This window comes from Haloarcula sp. S1AR25-4 (assembly GCF_031624555.1).
Taxonomy (GTDB): Archaea; Halobacteriota; Halobacteria; order Halobacteriales; family Haloarculaceae; genus Haloarcula; species Haloarcula pellucida.
On record NZ_JAMQOR010000002.1, the window covers coordinates 826,681 to 842,893 of the forward strand.

13 protein-coding genes are annotated in these 16,213 nt (G+C 65.3%); 4 read left to right on the forward strand and 9 right to left on the reverse strand.

Annotated elements, in window-relative coordinates; genetic code table 11:
- The first annotated feature begins 59 nt into the window (after nt 1–59).
- Complete coding sequence (locus NDI85_RS12890) at nt 60–422, forward strand: NifU family protein (protein WP_166966788.1); 363 nt, start codon at nt 60–62, stop codon at nt 420–422.
- 248 nt (nt 423–670) lie between these two features.
- On the opposite strand, the gene NDI85_RS12895 is transcribed toward NDI85_RS12890, so the two are convergent.
- The 3 genes from NDI85_RS12895 to NDI85_RS12905 are packed head-to-tail and all read right to left on the reverse strand — an operon-like array spanning nt 671 to nt 3,910.
- Entirely contained in the window at nt 671–1,582 is a 912-nt protein-coding gene (locus tag NDI85_RS12895; RefSeq protein ID WP_220639400.1) for a carbohydrate ABC transporter permease, read from the reverse strand.
- 2 nt (nt 1,583–1,584) lie between these two features.
- The gene (locus tag NDI85_RS12900; RefSeq protein WP_188995855.1) at nt 1,585–2,505 is read right to left on the reverse strand and encodes a carbohydrate ABC transporter permease; all 921 of its coding nucleotides are present in this window, start codon (nt 2,503–2,505) and stop codon (nt 1,585–1,587) included.
- A 7-nt stretch (nt 2,506–2,512) separates the two neighbouring features.
- Nucleotides 2,513–3,910, reverse strand: a complete 1,398-nt coding sequence (locus tag NDI85_RS12905; protein WP_310916002.1) for an extracellular solute-binding protein — start codon at nt 3,908–3,910, stop codon at nt 2,513–2,515.
- Nucleotides 3,911–4,040: 130 nt separating this feature from the next.
- Here NDI85_RS12905 and melA point away from each other — a divergent pair, with 130 nt between their 5' ends.
- Nucleotides 4,041–5,348 (forward strand): alpha-galactosidase, encoded by a 1,308-nt coding sequence (gene melA, locus NDI85_RS12910; protein WP_310916003.1) that lies wholly within the window; start codon nt 4,041–4,043, stop codon nt 5,346–5,348.
- Nucleotides 5,349–5,460: 112 nt separating this feature from the next.
- On the opposite strand, the gene NDI85_RS12915 is transcribed toward melA, so the two are convergent.
- From NDI85_RS12915 to NDI85_RS12930, 4 genes are all read right to left on the reverse strand, one after another.
- Entirely contained in the window at nt 5,461–6,642 is a 1,182-nt protein-coding gene (locus NDI85_RS12915; RefSeq protein WP_188995849.1) for an ABC transporter ATP-binding protein, read from the reverse strand.
- Nucleotides 6,643–7,046: 404 nt separating this feature from the next.
- On the reverse strand, nt 7,047–7,862 hold the full coding sequence (locus tag NDI85_RS12920; protein WP_188995847.1) for an SDR family NAD(P)-dependent oxidoreductase: 816 nt from the start codon (nt 7,860–7,862) through the stop codon (nt 7,047–7,049).
- 101 nt (nt 7,863–7,963) lie between these two features.
- On the reverse strand, nt 7,964–9,154 hold the full coding sequence (gene dgoD, locus NDI85_RS12925; RefSeq protein WP_188995845.1) for a galactonate dehydratase: 1,191 nt from the start codon (nt 9,152–9,154) through the stop codon (nt 7,964–7,966).
- 815 nt (nt 9,155–9,969) lie between these two features.
- A complete protein-coding gene (locus NDI85_RS12930; RefSeq protein ID WP_310916004.1) occupies nt 9,970–11,958 on the reverse strand; it encodes a beta-galactosidase in 1,989 nt (662 codons plus the stop codon).
- Nucleotides 11,959–12,149: 191 nt separating this feature from the next.
- Here NDI85_RS12930 and NDI85_RS12935 point away from each other — a divergent pair, with 191 nt between their 5' ends.
- Together NDI85_RS12935 and NDI85_RS12940 are read left to right on the forward strand one after the other, a co-directional pair.
- Nucleotides 12,150–13,652, forward strand: coding sequence for a sulfatase (locus tag NDI85_RS12935; protein WP_310916005.1), 1,503 nt, complete (start codon nt 12,150–12,152; stop codon nt 13,650–13,652).
- A gap of 1 nt (nt 13,653) precedes the next feature.
- Complete coding sequence (locus tag NDI85_RS12940) at nt 13,654–14,679, forward strand: lysylphosphatidylglycerol synthase transmembrane domain-containing protein (protein WP_310916006.1); 1,026 nt, start codon at nt 13,654–13,656, stop codon at nt 14,677–14,679.
- A gap of 189 nt (nt 14,680–14,868) precedes the next feature.
- On the opposite strand, the gene NDI85_RS12945 is transcribed toward NDI85_RS12940, so the two are convergent.
- Both NDI85_RS12945 and NDI85_RS12950 read right to left on the reverse strand, forming a co-directional pair.
- Nucleotides 14,869–15,984, reverse strand: coding sequence for a GNAT family N-acetyltransferase (locus tag NDI85_RS12945; RefSeq protein ID WP_310916007.1), 1,116 nt, complete (start codon nt 15,982–15,984; stop codon nt 14,869–14,871).
- The gene (locus NDI85_RS12950; protein ID WP_166966807.1) at nt 15,974–16,198 is read right to left on the reverse strand and encodes a hypothetical protein; all 225 of its coding nucleotides are present in this window, start codon (nt 16,196–16,198) and stop codon (nt 15,974–15,976) included. Before NDI85_RS12950 ends, NDI85_RS12945 begins: the two co-directional genes overlap by 11 nt.
- Nucleotides 16,199–16,213: the final 15 nt, after the last annotated feature.

Sequence of the window (16,213 nt, forward strand, 5' to 3'; positions counted from 1 at the left end):
CGGGGCCGAACGAATCAGTCCAAAGGTCTAAGCCTCCCCGGCCCGGACATACTGTCACTATGAGCACGGAAACAGAGGACGGGGACGACCTGCGCGAGCGCATCACGAACTTCCTGCGCCGGAACTTCCCGCAGATTCAGATGCACGGCGGCAGCGCGGCCATCGAGGAGATCGACCGCGAAGAGGGCAGCGTCACGATCCGTCTGGGCGGTGCCTGTTCCGGATGTGGCATCTCGCCGATGACCATCCAGGCGATCAAGACGCGCATGACCAAGGAGATCCCGGAGATCAACGAGGTCGTCGCGCGCACCGGGGCGGACCAGCAAGAGGGCATGGCCGGCGGCGCCAGCCCCTCCTTCCCCGGCGAGTCCCGCGGTGGCGACGTCGGCGGCGACGACGAAGGCCCCGAAGCGCCGTTCTGACGCCAGACTTCTCCCGTTTTTCGCGGCCGACGAGCCACGCGTCCGCGTAGTCCGTGTCCACGACCGGTGGGCGCGCATCCACACCCACATGAACCCGATTTGGAGTTGCATAGCTAAAATCCTCGTATCGATAGTGGCCGTACTTCTGAACCCCCCAGATATCTCTATGAAATTCGATTTATATAATCGAGGAGAGGCCATTCACTGCTATAACTTCGGAAATAGAATCAGATGTGCGTTGGAGAGCCTCAGGCACCCTTCATGCCGCCGCTGGCGAGGCCCTCGACGACCCACCGCTGGACCAACGCGAACAGCACGATGACGGGCACCATCGTGAGCGTCGCCGCAGTCAGTAGCAGTTCCCAGGCCACGGCGTTCTGTGACTGGAACAGTTGCAGTCCGAACGGGAGCGTCCGGGTCGCGGCCGTCTGCGAGAGGATAGAGACGAACAGGTAGTCGTTCCACGAGAGGATGAACGTGTAGAAGCCGGCGACGGCGATGCCCGGCAGGGACATCGGGACGATGATGCGCCCCAGGATGTCCAGATGCGAACAGCCGTCCATCTTCGCGGCCTCGTCCAACGATTTGGGGATGTCGTCGAAGTACCCCTTCAGCAGCCACGTCCCGAGCGGGATGCCCAGCACCGAGTGGGCGACGATGATGCCCACGAGCGAGTCGATGAGCCCGATGGTGAACATCATCAGGAAGAACGGGATGAGGATGAGCACGCGGGGCAGCATCTGGGTCCCGAGGAACGTGAACAGGAGTCCGCTCCGTCCGGGGTACTCGAACCGCGACAGCGAGTACGCCGCCAGCGTCCCGACGACGAGCGTGATGGCCGTCGTCGTCGTCGCGACGATGGCCGAGTTGATGAAGTACTGCTGGAACAGGCCAGTCGACATGACCGTGACGTAGTTGTCGAGCGTGAAGTCACTCAACGCGGGCACGAGTTGGGACGAGTACAGGAACTCCGCCGACGTGAACGTCACCAGCACCATGTAGAACACCGGGAGCAACAGGAACGTCATGTACAGCCCGATGACGGCGTAGACGACCAGTGCCCGGCGCGGCGACATGTCCTCTGCGAGCCACGCGTCGAGTCGGTCGGCGAACGAGCGGTCGGTGGCTTGCGTCGTCTGCTGTTTCGTTTCGGTTGCCATGGTCAGTCACGAGCCTCCAGATGCGCGTACACGACGGTGAACACCATCATGATGAGCAGCATGGTGACGCCGATGCTCGCGGCGTAACCCATCGCGTACTGTTGGAACGCCTGCTTGTAGATGTACGTCGCCAGTACCTCGGTGTTGCCCAGCGGGCCCCCGCCCGTCGACAGGTAGATGATGTCGAAGTTGTTGAACGTGAAGATGACGTGGAGCACGATCATGATCATCGACACGTACGATATCTGCGGGAGCGTGATGTAGCGGAACCGCTGGAGCGGACCGGCACCGTCCAGCCGTGCGGCCTCGTACTGGGTGTCGGGGATGGACTTCATCGCCGCCATCAGCGCGATGGCGTAGAACGGGACGTTCCGCCAGACGTGCATCAGCACGACCAGCGGGAACGCGACGCCCGGTTCGCCGAACCAAGCGGTCGTCTCCATCCCGAGGCTCCCGAGGATGATGTTGACCGGGCCGAACCCGTTCTGCGTGAGGAACCGGAAGATAATGACCATCACGATGATGGGCAGGACCCACGTTACCATCGACAGGCTGCGGAACAGCGCCGCGCCCGGCACCTTCTCTTTCAGCGCCAGCGCGAGCCCCAGTCCCAGCACGTACTGGATGGACACCGCGAGCGCGGTGAGCAACACCGTGTGCCACAGCGCCGTCTGGAACGCCGGCGCACCCACCATCTGGGCGAAGTTCTGGAGCCCGACGAACGTCTGCTGCTGGGGACTCAGCAGCGACGCCTCGTAGAACGCCAGCTGGATGCCCCGGAGCGTGGGGTAGATGATGATTATCCCCATGAGGATGACCGAGGGGAGCACGAGTGCGTACCCCAGCCAGGTGTCCTCGAGGAACGCCCGGAACTCGTCGACGTAGGCGCCACCCGTCGGTTCGGTATCGGTGCGCGTTGCCATGCGTGTCTCAGAGCTCGCTCGCCAGACTCTTCAGTTCGTCGTGGAACTGGTCACCGGCCTCGTACGGGTCGGTCTTGCCGTAGGCGACCTGCTGCATGTAGGTGTAGAACGGCGAGCGGACCTGTCCCCAGCCGATCTTCGCCAGCGCGCGCCCGGTCTTGAAGACATCGGTGAACGGCGCCCAGTTCTCGTTGGTGATTGTCGACTCCACGTCCTTGTGGACGGGGGTCATACCGTTCCCCTTCGCGTCCTCGCCCATCGCGGTGAGCGTATCGGGCGAGGCGAAGGACGCCGCGATGCCCTTCGCGGCCTCCTTCTGGTCGGAGTGCGTGTTGACCATGACGGGCTTGACTTCGAGGAACGTCCCTTTCGAGGCCCCCTCACCTCGCGGGAGGTGGCCGACGAGCGTCTTGTTGTTGAGGATGTCCTTGGTCTTCTCGCTGTTGTTGATGTTGTCCCCGGAGGTCCAGCCGCGGAGCCACGTCCCACACTCGATGAATGCCCAGCGGCCGTTGAGGTAGCCGGGGTCGTTGACCTGCCAGCCGGTCCCGAGCGTGTCTGGGTCGCCGACCGGGTCGTCGGCGGCGTAGATTTGGTAGTACCAGTTGTCGAATATCTGGCCGAGCTGGTCGGCGGTGATGTTGAGCTTCCAGGAGTCGCCGTCGGGGACGTACAGTTGGTCGGTGTGCTGATAGACGTGGGACATCCACTCCTGGAACGCCCGCACGCTGCCTTTCTTGGTGCAGTTGTGGTAGGCGTAGATGTCGTCGTACTCGCTGTTTATCATCCGGCCGACCTCGTGGAACGCCGAAGCCGACTGGGGCACGTCCTGTCCGAGTTCGTCGAGGATGTCCTGTCGGACGATGAACGCCCGGGCGTTGCCGTTGTAGGGCAGCCCGTACAGTTTCCCGCGGTAGGTCAGCGCGTCGAGAGCGCTCTGTACGTAGCCGTCGTACCACGGGAGCCCCTCGGCGAAGCCCCCGATGGGTTCGAGGTGGTCGGCCTTGACGTACTCCGTGAGGTGGCTCAGGACCCCCTCGATGACGTCCGGGTCGCCCGTGCGGGCCCCGGTGAGGAACTTCTGCCGGAGGTCCTCGTAGGCGAAGCGTCCCATTCTGGGCTCCTGACCGATACGCTCCTCGGCGTTTTTCAGGAACGTGTCCTTCCAGATGGGATCCGTGCCGTCGTTGGGGAACGCGTAGTTCCAGAACAGCGGGGCGTTCCCGCTGTCACCGCTGCCACCGTCACCGCTGGTGGTACTGCCGTCTCCGGTGTCGCCGCCCATCTCGTCTGCGGCCCCGTCGCCGCCGGTGCCGCCACAACCGGCGAGTCCGGCCGCCGCGCCGACGCCGAGCGCTTTCACGAGTGACCGCCTGCTGAGTCCAGATGAACTACTGTCTGACATGGTGCAAACCCTAGCAGGCACATTGCCCTATCCCTATTTATAGTTTCCCCTGATCGACCGTGGACAATGAGTGCGACAGCGACCCACACGGCAGTAGATTTATTGCTTGGAATGCAGGAGAGTATGGTGCATGCCGAAGATTGCCTTCGTCGGAGCGGGTAGTATGGTGTTCGCCACGAAACTCGTGGGGGACATCCTCTCGTTCGACGACCTGAACGACAGTACCATCGCGTTGATGGACATCGACGAGCATCGACTCGACCAGACGACCCGCGTCGCCGAGGCGATGGTCGAGAACGAAGGCCTCGACGCGACGGTCGAGTCGACCACCGACCGCGTCGAGGCGCTCGACGGCGCCGACTACGTCCTCAACATGATCAACGTCGGCGGCACCGAGCCCTTCGAGAACGAAATCCGCATCCCCGAGGAGTACGGCGTCGAGCAAGCCATCGGCGACACCATCGGCCCGGGCGGCATCTTCCGCGGCCTGCGCACCATCCCGACCATGCTCGACCTCGCCAACGACATGGAGGAACTGTGTCCCGACGCCCTGCTGCTGAACTACACGAACCCCATGTCCATCCTCTGTCAGACGATGTTCGAAGCCACCGACATCGAGACCGTCGGGCTGTGTCACAGCGTCCCCCACACCGCCGAGGCCATCGCCGACTACGTCGACGTCCCCGAAGACGAACTGGAGTACTGGGTCGCCGGCGTCAACCACGTCGCGTGGTTCCTCGAAGCCACACACGACGGCGAGAGCGTCTATCCCGCCCTCCGCGAGGCCTACGACGACCCCGAGACGTACGAACGCGACACCGTGCGCTTCGAGATGCTGAAACACTTCGGCTACTTCCCGACCGAATCCTCCCACCACATGTCCGAGTACGTCCCGTACTTCCGGACCGACGAGGACACCATCGAGGAGCTGACCGGCACGGACTACGCCGAACGGATGCCCACCGCGACGTACCTCGAAGGGTGGCAGGAACGCTCTGAGGAACGCGACGACCCGGAACTGGGCGTCGATCTAGACGAAGTGGGCGTCGAACGCTCCGAGGAGTACGCCTCCCGGCTCATCCACTCCATCGAGACCGACACCACCCGCCGGTTCAACCTCAACGTCAGCAACGAGACCAACGCCATCGCGTCGCTCCCGACCGACGCCTGCGTCGAGGTCCCCGTCCTCGTCGACGGGACCGGCCTCCACCCGTGTTCGGTCGGCGAACTCCCCAACTCCGTCCGCACCTTCCCCCAGCAACACGTCGCCGTCCAGCAACTCGCCGTCGAGGGCGCACTGGAGAACGACCGTGAGAAGGTCCACCGCGCGGTCAAACAGGACCCACTCACGGCGGCCCAGTTGACCCTCCCGGAGATTCACGAGATGACCGAAGAACTGCTCGCCGCCAACGAAGCGTACCTCCCGCGACTCGAATAACCGACGCGTCACCGACAGCGTGCTATCATTTCTCCAGTCGCCACTCGAAGCGAGTGGCGACGCTCCCGAGTCCTCGAACAGGGCAGACGAGACGACTGCCGGGGCGAGTAGCTCACTCGACGCCGATTTCGACGCCGCTGACGTCGTCGAGACCGACTAGGGCCTCGACGTCGTCGCTGTCCGGCGGGTCGCGGTTTCGAAGCGCTTCGCCAGTTTTGCCGTCGAAGACGTGGATGCGGTCCTGCGGGAACTGCACGGTGAGCGTGCGGCCCGACTCGATGACGATGTCGCCTTCGAGCGTCGCCGTGTACTGCTCGCCGGCGATGTCGAGGTAGACGTAGCTCACGTCACCGAGCGGTTCGGTGACCTGCACCGTCGGCGAGAGAGCGTTGTGGGTACCCTCGGACACCGCCTTCACGTCCTCGGGGCGGATGCCCAGCGTGAACCGCGACCCGTGTCCCTCGATGTCGGCGTAGACGTCGTCGTCGAGTTCGTACTCGAAGGCGTCGTGGACCAGCGTCGGCGTCGGCCCCGACGTGTCGAGTTCGACGTCGAAGAAGTTCATCGACGGCGACCCGATGAACCCGGCGACGAACTGGTTGGCCGGTTCGTGGTAACACTCCAGCGGCGTCCCGAGTTGCTGGAGTTGCCCGTCGTCGAGGACGGCGATGCGGTCGGACATCGTCATCGCTTCGGTCTGGTCGTGCGTGACGTAGATGGTCGTCACGCCGAACTCCTGCTGGAGTTCCTGCAGTTCGGTCCGCATCTGCGTGCGGAGTTTGGCGTCCAGATTGCTGAGTGGCTCGTCCATCAGGAACACTTCCGGCTCACGGACGATGGCCCGTCCCAGCGCCACGCGCTGTTGCTGGCCGCCCGAGAGCTCGTCCGGTTTCTTGTTCAGCAGGCCACCGATGCCCATCATGTCGGCGGCGTTCTGGACCCGGTCGTCTATCTCGTCCTCCGAGAGGTCCGTCGTCATCTTCAGCCCGAAGGCCATGTTCTCGCGGGCCGTCATGTGCGGATACAGCGCGTAGGACTGGAACACCATCGCCATGTTGCGCGACTTCGGCTTCTTCTCGGTGACCGTCTCGCCGTCGAGGACGATGTCTCCCTCCGTGGGGGTCTCCAGTCCGGCAATCATCCGTAGTGTCGTCGACTTCCCACAGCCGGACGGGCCGACCAGTACGATGAACTCGCCGTCGTCTATCTCCGCGTCGAACGAGTCGACGGCGACGATATCGCCGCCGTCGTCGTGGAATATCTTGGTGAGGTTCTGTATGGCTAATTCGCCCATGCCACATCCAATATTGTAGGAGGTGTTAAATCTTGCCACGCTCCAGGCGGCGTCTCGCGACGGGGACCGAACGGTCGAACGGGGCGCATTCGTTTCCGATACGTGAACAGCCGGAGGCCACCGAGTCGGACGCTCCAGTTCGCACGTAGTTGGTGCGCAGACAACCGACTCACTCACACGAACCGGTGCCCGACGGCGCGACCGACAGCATCGAGCGGTCGAGATTCGTCTCCGCATCGGCGGGTCGGTTACCGTCGCCCCCTGCTGGTTCGCTGCCCGTACGCGTATCCGAAAGCGCGGTGTCGTGCTGTCCCGTCCGGGACTCATACTGGTGGCTGTAACAAACTGAAGTAATTCGCCACCCCGGGGTGGCGAATATCTTTACGAACTTACAGCCACCAGTATCACTCGATCCCGGTTCGGTACTCGCGGTACAGTCCGTCCTGCATCACCTGACTCCGGCCGCCGTCGACGAGGATGCTCTCGCCCGTGACGAACGTCGCGTCGTCGCTCGCGAGGAACGCGGCCATCCCGGCGACGTCTGCGGGCGTGCCGAGTCGCCCGACGGGATGAATCTGTTCGGTGTACTCGTAGTCGTCGCCGAGTTCCTCGCGCGTGCGCTCTATCTCTACCCACCCGGGGTTGATGGTGTTGACTGTGATACCGTGGGGCCCGAGTTCCAGCGCCATCGCCCGCGTGAGTCCGTTGATGCCCGATTTGACGGCGTTGTACGGGAACAGTCCGGGCATCGTCAGGAAGGCGTGATTCGAGGACATGTTGAGGACGGTGCCGCCCTCTGGCATCGCCTCGACGGCGTGTTTCGTACAGAGCCAGAACGAGCGGAAGTCCGTCTCGACGACGAACGCCCAGTCGGAGAGGGTGGCCTCGCTCGCCGTCGTCTCCGTCTGGACGCCCGCGTTGTTCACGAGGACGTCGACGCGGCCGTACTCGGCGACGGTGTGGTCGATTAGCGCCTCGATTGCCGCGGGGTCGCGCATGTCGGCCTGTACGAACGTCGCCTCGCCGCCGTCCTCGCGGATAGACGCGGCGACGGCCTCGCCGGGATCGCGGGAGCGGCCGGTGACGACCACAGACGCCCCTTCGGCGGCGAAGCGACGGGCGACGCCCTCGCCGATGCCCCGTGTCGACCCCGTGACGACGACGACGCGCTGTTCGTGACGGTTCGGGACGGCGTTCGCAGTCGGGTCTGTCGAAACCATCGATCGCCACTGCGCGCCCGACCGACAAATATCCTCTGGAGGGCGGGCGCGGGTCGTCGCTCGGCCGTCGGCGCGAGACGGGTGCCCGACCGCTCAGGTCGCTACCACTCGGCGACGCTGCCGTCGTCGTGTCGCCACACCGGGTTGTGCCAGTCGACCTCTTTCTCGGCCTGTTCGCGGACGTACGACTCGTTGATTTCGACGCCGAGGCCGGGTTCGTCCGGGACGGCGACGTAGCCGTCCTCGTACTCGAACACCGACGGGTCGGCCAGATAGTCCAGCACGTCCGTCGTCTCGTTGTAGTGGATGTTCAGGCTCTGTTCTTGGATGAGCGCGTTCGGCGAGCAGGCGTCGACCTGTACGCAGGACGCCAGCGCGAGGGGCCCCAGCGGGCAGTGTGGCGCCATCGCCACGTCGTAGGCTTCGGCCATCGACGCTATCTTCGTGACCTCGGTGATGCCGCCGGCGTGCGAGAGGTCCGGCTGAATCAGGTCGACGGCGCCGTCCTCGAACACCTCCTTGTAGTCCCACCGGGAGAACATCCGCTCGCCCGTCGCGATGGGGATAGTCGTGTGGGCGGCGATGTCCGGCAGGGCCTCGTTGTGTTCGGGCAGGACCGGTTCCTCGATGAACATCGGTTCGTGCGGCTCCAGCGCCTTCGCGAGTCGCTTCGCCATCGGCTTGGTGACCCGGCCGTGGAAGTCGACGCCGATGTCCACCTCGTCGCCGACGGCCTCGCGTACCTCCGCCAGACGGGTGACCGCCGCCTCGACGGTCGCGGGGTCGTCGATGCGCTCTATCTCCGGGGTCGCGTTCATCTTCAGGGCGGTAAAGCCGGCGTCGACCTGTTCCCGGGCTTGCTCGGCCACGTCAGAGGGCCGGTCGCCGCCGATCCACTGGTAGACGCGGATGCGGTCGCGGGCGGCACCGCCGAGCAACTGGTGGACCGGCGCTCCGAGTTGCTTGCCCTTGATGTCCCAGAGCGCCTGATCGATGCCCGCGATGGCGCTCATGAGGACGGGACCGCCGCGGTAGAACCCGCCGCGATACATCGTCTGCCAGTGGTCCTCGATGTTCTCGGGGTTCTCCCCGAGCAGGTAGGTGTCCATGAGTTCCTCGACCGCCGCCTCGACGGTGTGCGAGCGGCCCTCGACGACGGGTTCCCCCCAGCCGACGGTGCCGTCGGCCGTCTCGATTCGGAGGAAGAGCCACCGGGGCGGGACCTCGAACAGTTCGTAGTCGACGATTCGGTTCGCGTCGCCGCCGTCCGTCCGTACGGTGCTGTCAGTCATCGGTGGGTGGTCTGGAGCGTCGTGGTAGTCGTCGCCGAGTCGTCCCGCCGTCGCCGGGGTACTGACTGTCCGGAACCACACGAAGCGAGTGACGGTGTCGGTGTCATCGTCCGTCAGTTTGTGAATGACCTATTTAATCGTTGTGTCGATAGGTGGTCCGGATGGGCGAAGGAGTTTACGGTATGTGAACGGATCGCGTATTCACTCGGACACGACACACGAGAGATTACGACCGCCGTCGAGACGGCCAGACCGCGTGACGTGCGTTCACGATATAGAAACGGAAGGGGCGCGTGAACGTGCTACAAAGCCAGCCGTCCGTCCAGCGTCGGGGCGTCGGAGCCGGTAGAAAGTGACCGCACTGCACGCGAAGACGCGTACGTCCGGTCCGTGAACGCCCGATAACATAGGTACCCCTGTTATCCGATTCCCGCGGCATCCGGAAACGACGGCGTTCACGATGCGGGAACGCACCGGCGGGGTGCTGTGGCTGGCAAGACAGAGTCGGCGCGAGTCATCGAACAGATAACCTCCAAACAATGATTTTCCGACTATTGTTCTCTAGCATTATAATGATACCTCATTTCACCTTTCGCGATATCGTAATACCCGTCGTTTTTCGTGTATAGGACCACAATAGTCCCGATTGTATCGTCAGTCACAGAGCGCCAGTGGTACGCCTAGATTTCACCCCACAATTCGGAGTATTCAGACGTTTTAATACCTCTAAATCGGAATATTTGCATCACTTTCGAAAAGACGAGAGCATATATCAGTATTTGTTTATTTATGCCGAACTATAATCTGTCCGTCTGTTATTCGAGCCCGACCTCGTCGACGGGCGCCTCGACTACGACCACGTCGTACGCGCCGACAGTGTCGTCCCCGACGACGAACGCGGCGTCGGCCGGCGTGGCGAGCGACCGGGGGTCGCTCGTGAAGTTCGTCACCCACGTGTAGCCGTCGCGCTCTGCCGCGCGCACGCCGTCGGGGAACGGGTCCGCGTGGTCGACGGCGGCGGCCGCTAGCAGGTCCTCGACGAGTGCGTCCGCGAGGCCCTCGCCGGGCCAGCACCCGACGGTCGTGACGGTGCCGTCGCCGACGCTGTCGTGGACGACGGCGGGTTCGCCGGCCGCTTCGCCGCTCCGGTACTGGCCGCGCGTCTCGGCCGCCGCGGGGTCGAGCCACCCGGCCCACGTCCGGAAGTCGTAGGTCTCACCGCGGTACTCGACGGTGGTGTCGAACTGCTCGGGGAGGCTCTCGTGGCGGGCGACGCGCGCCCCCACGAGATCCGCGAGCGGACCGGGCGCCAGCGTCTCGTGAAGTTGGTTGTGCGGGTCCTTCTCGCCGGTTCGCGCACCGAGCAAGAGGTGGCCGCCGTCCGCGACGAAGTCGGCGAGGTGAGCGGCGAGGTCCTCGCCCGCGAGGTACAGCGTCGGCGCGACGGCGGCCGCGTAGCCGTCGAGGTCGGTCGACGGCGGGACGACGTCCACCTGCACGCCGCGCGCCCGAAGCGCGTCGTAGTACGCCCGGAGGTGCGACCAGTAGTGCCAGTCGGGCGAGTGCGGCTGAGATTCCGTGGCCCAGAGGCTCTCGTAGTCGTGGAGCAGTGCGACGGGCGCGTCGACGGGCGCGAGGTCGAACAGTTCCGGCGCGGTGGCGGCGGCGTCGCGGTATCCCCGGTCTGGACTGCCGTCCTGCTTGCGCAGGCCGGCGTGGTACTGTTCCTGCCCCTGACGACAGCGGCGCCAGCGGAAGTACAGCACCGCGTCCGCGCCGTGGGCGACGGCGTGGTGAGCCCACAGACGCATCGCACCCGCCCCTGGTTGCGGGGCGTGGGGCGGCCAGTTCACGTCGCCGGGTTGCTGTTCGAGCACCCAGAACGGCACCCGTTTGGCACCGCGGTAGATATCGTGGTTCATCCCCACTTCGTCCGGGTCGCCGGCCCGCAGTTCGTCCGTGGTGGGTTCGCCGGGCTGGCGGTCCTGTACGAACCCCGTCGGGTAGGAGTCCCACCCGAGGAAGTCGAGGTCGTCGGAGAGCGAGTAGGCGTCGAGCGTCGGGAAGTCGCCCATGAAGTTGTGCGTGACGAACCAGTCGTCGTTCGCCTCGCGGATCAGATCGGCGTGCAGGCGGTTGTACTCGACGACGCTGTCGTTGGCGAATCGGTAGTAGTCCAGCAGGCGCGAGGGGTGGTGTTCGGCCGGCGTCGGGCCCGGCGGGTCGACGGCCTCGAAATCGGAGTACTGCTGGCTCCAGAAGGTGTTTCCCCACGCCTCGTTCAGCGTCTCGACGTCGCCGTACGTCGATTCGAGCCACTCCCGAAACGCCGCCGCGCAGTTCTCGCAGTAACACCGCACGGTCCGGTGACAGCCGTACTCGTTGTCGGCCTGCCACCCGGCGACGTGGGGGTCGTCCGCGTACCGTTCGGTCATCGTCCGAACGATGCGTTCGGTCTCTTCGCGGTAGGTCGGCGAGTTGAAACAGGTGAACCGGCGGCTTCCCCACTCGCGGGGGGTTCCGTCGGCGTCGGCCTGCCGAATATCGGGGTGTTCGTCGACCAGCCACTTCGGCGGCGTCGCCGTCGGCGTACACAGCACCGCCTCCATGCCGTACTCGCCGACGAGTTCGACGGCCTCGTCCAGCCACTCGAAGTCGAACTCGCCGCGTTCCGGTTCGACGCGCGCCCACGAGAACTCGGCCATGCGGACGTACGCCAGTCCCGCGTCGGCCATCTGCTCGACGTCAGTCTCCCAGCGCTCGCTGGGCCAGTGTTCGGGGAAGTAACAGACTCCGAGTGTCATACTCCCTCGGGCGTGGCGGTGTGGGATACGTCTTGCCCCCGGCAGACGGCGACGCCGGACGACGACGGTACGTTCCGGAATCAGCGCTGAACCGGGCGTAGAGTGCCTGATAGTGCCGGTCAAGTCGACGAGCCGGCACACTGTCGGCAGAAATCACACCGTTTTAACGTCGTCGCGGAGATGGTCCCAGTATGACCGACACGGACGGGTCGAACGTGCTTTTCGTCGTACTGGACACTGTCCGGAAGGACCGACTGTCCGTCTACGACCCCGACATGGAGACGACGCCACGGCTGGCCGAGTTCGCGGAGGAGGCCGCCGTCTTCGAACAGGCCGTCGCGCCGGCCCCGTGGACGCTCCCCGTCCACGCCTCGATGTTCACCGGGAAGTACCCCAGCGAACACGGGGCGACGCAGGAAGACCCCTACCTAGAGGGGGCGACCACGCTCGCGGAGTCGCTGTCGGCGGCGGGCTACGACACCGCCTGTTACTCCTCGAACGCGTGGATCACGAGTTACACGAACCTCACGGCCGGGTTCGACGACCACGACAACTTCTTCCAGATCATGCCCAGCGAGCTCCTCTCGGGCCCGCTGGCGACCCTCTGGAAGACGATGAACGACAACGACACCCTTCGGGGGGTCGCCGACCGACTCGTACAGGTCGGCAACAAGATTCACGAACACCTCGCCGAGGGTGGCGGCGGCGACACCAAGACCCCGCAGGTCATCGACAAGACCATCGACTTCGTCGACGAGAGCGACGACTTCTTCGCGTTCATCAACCTGATGGACGCCCACCTCCCCTACCACCCGCCCGAGGAGTACGCCGAGGAGTTCGCGCCCGGCGTCGACTCGACGGAGGTGTGCCAGAACTCGAAAGAGTACAACTGCGGCGCCCGCGACATCGACGAGGAGGAGTGGGCCGACATCAAGGGCCTCTACGACGCGGAACTGGCCCACATCGACGACCAGTTGGACCGCCTGTTCTCGCACCTGAAAGAGACGGGCCAGTGGGAGGAGACGACGGTCGTGGTCTGTGCGGACCACGGCGAACTGTTCGGCGAACACGGCCTCTACGGCCACGAGTTCGGCATCTACGACCCGCTGGTGAACGTCCCGCTGATGGTCAAACACCCCGACGTCGAACCGGGTCGGGACGACGAGACGGTGGTCGAACTGGTCGACCTCTATCACACGATTCTGGACGCGGCCGGTGCCGAGGGCCGCGGCGAGCGACTGGAGTCGGTCCGCTCGCTCCTCTCGGCGGACTACCGCGAGTTCGCCGGCGACGTGGGCGGCGTGCCCCGCGGCGACGTCGGCTTCGTCGAGTACCACCAGCCAGTGGTCGAACTGCGCCAGCTAGAGGGGAAAGCCCAGTCGGCGGGCATCGAACTGGACGAGCAGTCCCGCTTTTACTCCCGGATGGGCGCGGCCCGCACCGCCGACGAGAAGTACATCCACTGTACCCGCATCCCCGACGAGGCCTACGACGTGGCCGACGACCCCGGCGAGACGGAGAACCTCGTCGGCACCGACGCCGAACCCGCCCACCTCGAAGACGCGCTGTGGGCCTTCATCGAGGACGTCGACGCCGACTGGCCCGACGAGGCCGACGGGGCCGACGGCGAGGTCTTAGACGAGATGGACGACGACACCAAAGACCGCCTGCAGGACCTCGGCTACATCGACTGACGTGAGTTCGGACAGCGCCGCCCTCGACTTCGCCGACAGACGCACCGTCGCCCAGATACTGCTGGGTTTCGCCGTCGCGGGGCTGGTCGTCTACCTCCTCGTGGACTTCGTCGGGACGGCCGACGTCGTCGCGGGCCTCCTTCGGGCCGACCCCGGGTGGCTGGCGCTGGCCTGCGTCTCGACGGCGCTGTGTCTCACTGCGTGGGGGAAGGCGTGGCAAATCGTGCTGGGCGTCGCCGGTATCGACGAGTCGTTCTCGCGTCTCGTCGTCACCTACTACGCCGCCACCTTCGCCAACTACGTCACGCCGCTGGGACAGGCCGGCGGCGAACCGTTCATCGCCTACGTCCTCTCGCGGGACACCGAGGCGAGCTATCAGGACAGCCTCGCGAGCGTCGTCACGGCGGACCTGCTGAACCTGTTCCCGTTCGTCACGTTCGCCGGCGTCGGCTTCGCAGCCCTGCTGTACGGGAGTTCGCTCCCCGAGGCCATCGAGCCGCTCGCGGGCGGTCTCGTCGTCCTCTCGGTGGGCGTCCCCGTCGTCGCCGCCGTCGGCTGGCGGTTCCGGAAGCGACTCGGCCGGGCGCTGCTCGACGCGGTCGCACCGCTGGCCAGCAGGACGCCCCGCGTCACGCTCGCGGGCCTTCGAGAGCGACTGCGCGAGACCGAACAGGCATTCCAGCGTATCGCCCGCGACCGCCGCGCCCTCGTGGAAGCGCTGTTCTTCTCGTACGTCGGGTGGGTGTTCTTCGCGCTCCCGCTCTTTTTCGCCGCGGAGGCCATCGGCGCGGAACTGACGGTCCTGCTCGTGTTCTTCATCGTCCCGGCGTCGACGCTTGCCGGACTGGTCCCCTCGCCCGGCGGGTCCGGGGCCGTCGAGACGGCGCTGGTCGTCCTCGTGGTGGCGCTGACGAGTATCGGCCAGACGGACGCGACGGTCATCGCGATCCTCTATCGGGTCGCGAGTTACGTGTTCGCACTGTTGCTGGGCGGCGCTGCAGCGCTGTACGTGCTGAAGCGGAACTAGGTGTCGGCATACTGCTTGCATCTGGCACGGCCGGCGTGACGACCCGTAGGTAGGGCTTGCCGGCTGTTCGTGCGTGACTATAGTAACAAGTGAAACGATTCACACACCGACCGCACCGCTGTCGTGCGGTCGGGTGTGCATTGATTTTCAATGGCTACTATAGGTAGTCGGACGCGAATTCGTTCGTTCCTAGATCGTGTTGTGTTCGACGAACGTCGGCCGCCAGTTCGAGATGTCACGCAGGTCCCGTCCAGCGACGCGCCAGTCGCCGTCCGGCGGGACGGGCGAGACGATCATCGTCGTCGGGGTCGCAAGCGGTCGGAGCGGGAGGCGCCGGTCGCTGTGGAACCCGAAGGCCGCGAGCAGGGCAGGCGGGATAGCGTCGCCGCGAACCGCGATCACCGTCGAGTCGGTGTGGTCGGCGAGCAGCCGGTCCAGCAGGGCCGGGAGCGCCCGGTCGCGTTCGGCGTCGCCGACCAGCGGGACCGCGTCGGCGACGTTGGTGACGGGACCGGACTCCGTCTCCCGCGTCCCCGTGACGACGCCGGCGACGGGCCGACCCCCGAGACGGGCGGTGTAGACCGTGTACTCCCACCGCGGGTTGCCGAATCGGTACTCGAAGAACTGCTCGTCGCGGTAGGCGTGTATCTCGGTCGGCGGGCGCCGTCGGTAGAGGCGGGCTAGCGTCGACGCCGGTATCTCGGTGTGGCGGGTGACGCTCACCTCGTCGGGGACGTCGACTCGGCGGCCGCGGGCCCGGAGATACGTCCGGGCGGCCAGACGGCCGGCAGTCGCGGCCAAGCGGTTCGCCACGTCGGCGTAGGCCGCCGGGTCCTGTACGCGGTAGTAGGTGGTGTGTTCACCGGCTATCTCACAGCCCAGTTTCGCCAGCCCAGCGGTCGTCATCTGGTTCGGTACGTTGAACGTAAAGTCGGCACCGCCGTCGGCGTAGTCCTCGAACAGGCGCTGGCTCATCCGACTGAACAGGCCCCGCCGGCGGTGGTCCTCGTGGACCATCGTGTCGCATGACTGGATGGCGGTGTGGTACGTATCGCCCGCCCGCATCTGGAAGGCGAGGTTCGGGCGCGCGCCGACTATCCGGCCGTCGCGTTCGGCGACGACGATGGGTGCCTCCGGGAGATACGGGTTGTCGGCGAACTTCCAATCGAACCACTCGGCGGAGAAACCCGAAAAGACGCGGTCGTGCAGCGTCAGGAACCCCTCACGGTCCTCGGGCCGGTACCACCGAATCGTGTAGTCGTCGTCGGACTGGCGTCGCTCGACGGTCGTCGTCTCAGTCGGCATCGGTGAGGTCCAGACCGGGGACTAACTGGTCGCTGCCGAGGTGGTGTCGCTGATAGACAGTACAGTGAGTCTCGTGGTCGAAGTGCGCACGGTCGTTACACAGGTCGGCCGCCATCGGCGACACGAACGCCCCCTGTATCTCACAGTAGGGCCGTTCGTGGTCGAACGAGTGCTCCCCGTCGGTGTCTCGGTAGTCGAGATGTGGGCAGACCATCGCCGTGAACGACAG

What these genes read in the sequence shown, in the direction of transcription:
- NDI85_RS12890 (WP_166966788.1), top strand. Translation starts at nt 60, where the DNA reads ATGAGCACGGAAACAGAGGACGGGGACGACCTGCGCGAGCGCATCACG.
- NDI85_RS12895 (WP_220639400.1), bottom strand. Translation starts at nt 1,582, where the DNA reads ATGGCAACCGAAACGAAACAGCAGACGACGCAAGCCACCGACCGCTCG.
- NDI85_RS12900 (WP_188995855.1), bottom strand. Translation starts at nt 2,505, where the DNA reads ATGGCAACGCGCACCGATACCGAACCGACGGGTGGCGCCTACGTCGAC.
- NDI85_RS12905 (WP_310916002.1), bottom strand. Translation starts at nt 3,910, where the DNA reads ATGTCAGACAGTAGTTCATCTGGACTCAGCAGGCGGTCACTCGTGAAA.
- melA (WP_310916003.1), top strand. Translation starts at nt 4,041, where the DNA reads ATGCCGAAGATTGCCTTCGTCGGAGCGGGTAGTATGGTGTTCGCCACG.
- NDI85_RS12915 (WP_188995849.1), bottom strand. Translation starts at nt 6,642, where the DNA reads ATGGGCGAATTAGCCATACAGAACCTCACCAAGATATTCCACGACGAC.
- NDI85_RS12920 (WP_188995847.1), bottom strand. Translation starts at nt 7,862, where the DNA reads ATGGTTTCGACAGACCCGACTGCGAACGCCGTCCCGAACCGTCACGAA.
- dgoD (WP_188995845.1), bottom strand. Translation starts at nt 9,154, where the DNA reads ATGACTGACAGCACCGTACGGACGGACGGCGGCGACGCGAACCGAATC.
- NDI85_RS12930 (WP_310916004.1), bottom strand. Translation starts at nt 11,958, where the DNA reads ATGACACTCGGAGTCTGTTACTTCCCCGAACACTGGCCCAGCGAGCGC.
- NDI85_RS12935 (WP_310916005.1), top strand. Translation starts at nt 12,150, where the DNA reads ATGACCGACACGGACGGGTCGAACGTGCTTTTCGTCGTACTGGACACT.
- NDI85_RS12945 (WP_310916007.1), bottom strand. Translation starts at nt 15,984, where the DNA reads ATGCCGACTGAGACGACGACCGTCGAGCGACGCCAGTCCGACGACGAC.
- NDI85_RS12950 (WP_166966807.1), bottom strand. Translation starts at nt 16,198, where the DNA reads ATGGTCTGCCCACATCTCGACTACCGAGACACCGACGGGGAGCACTCG.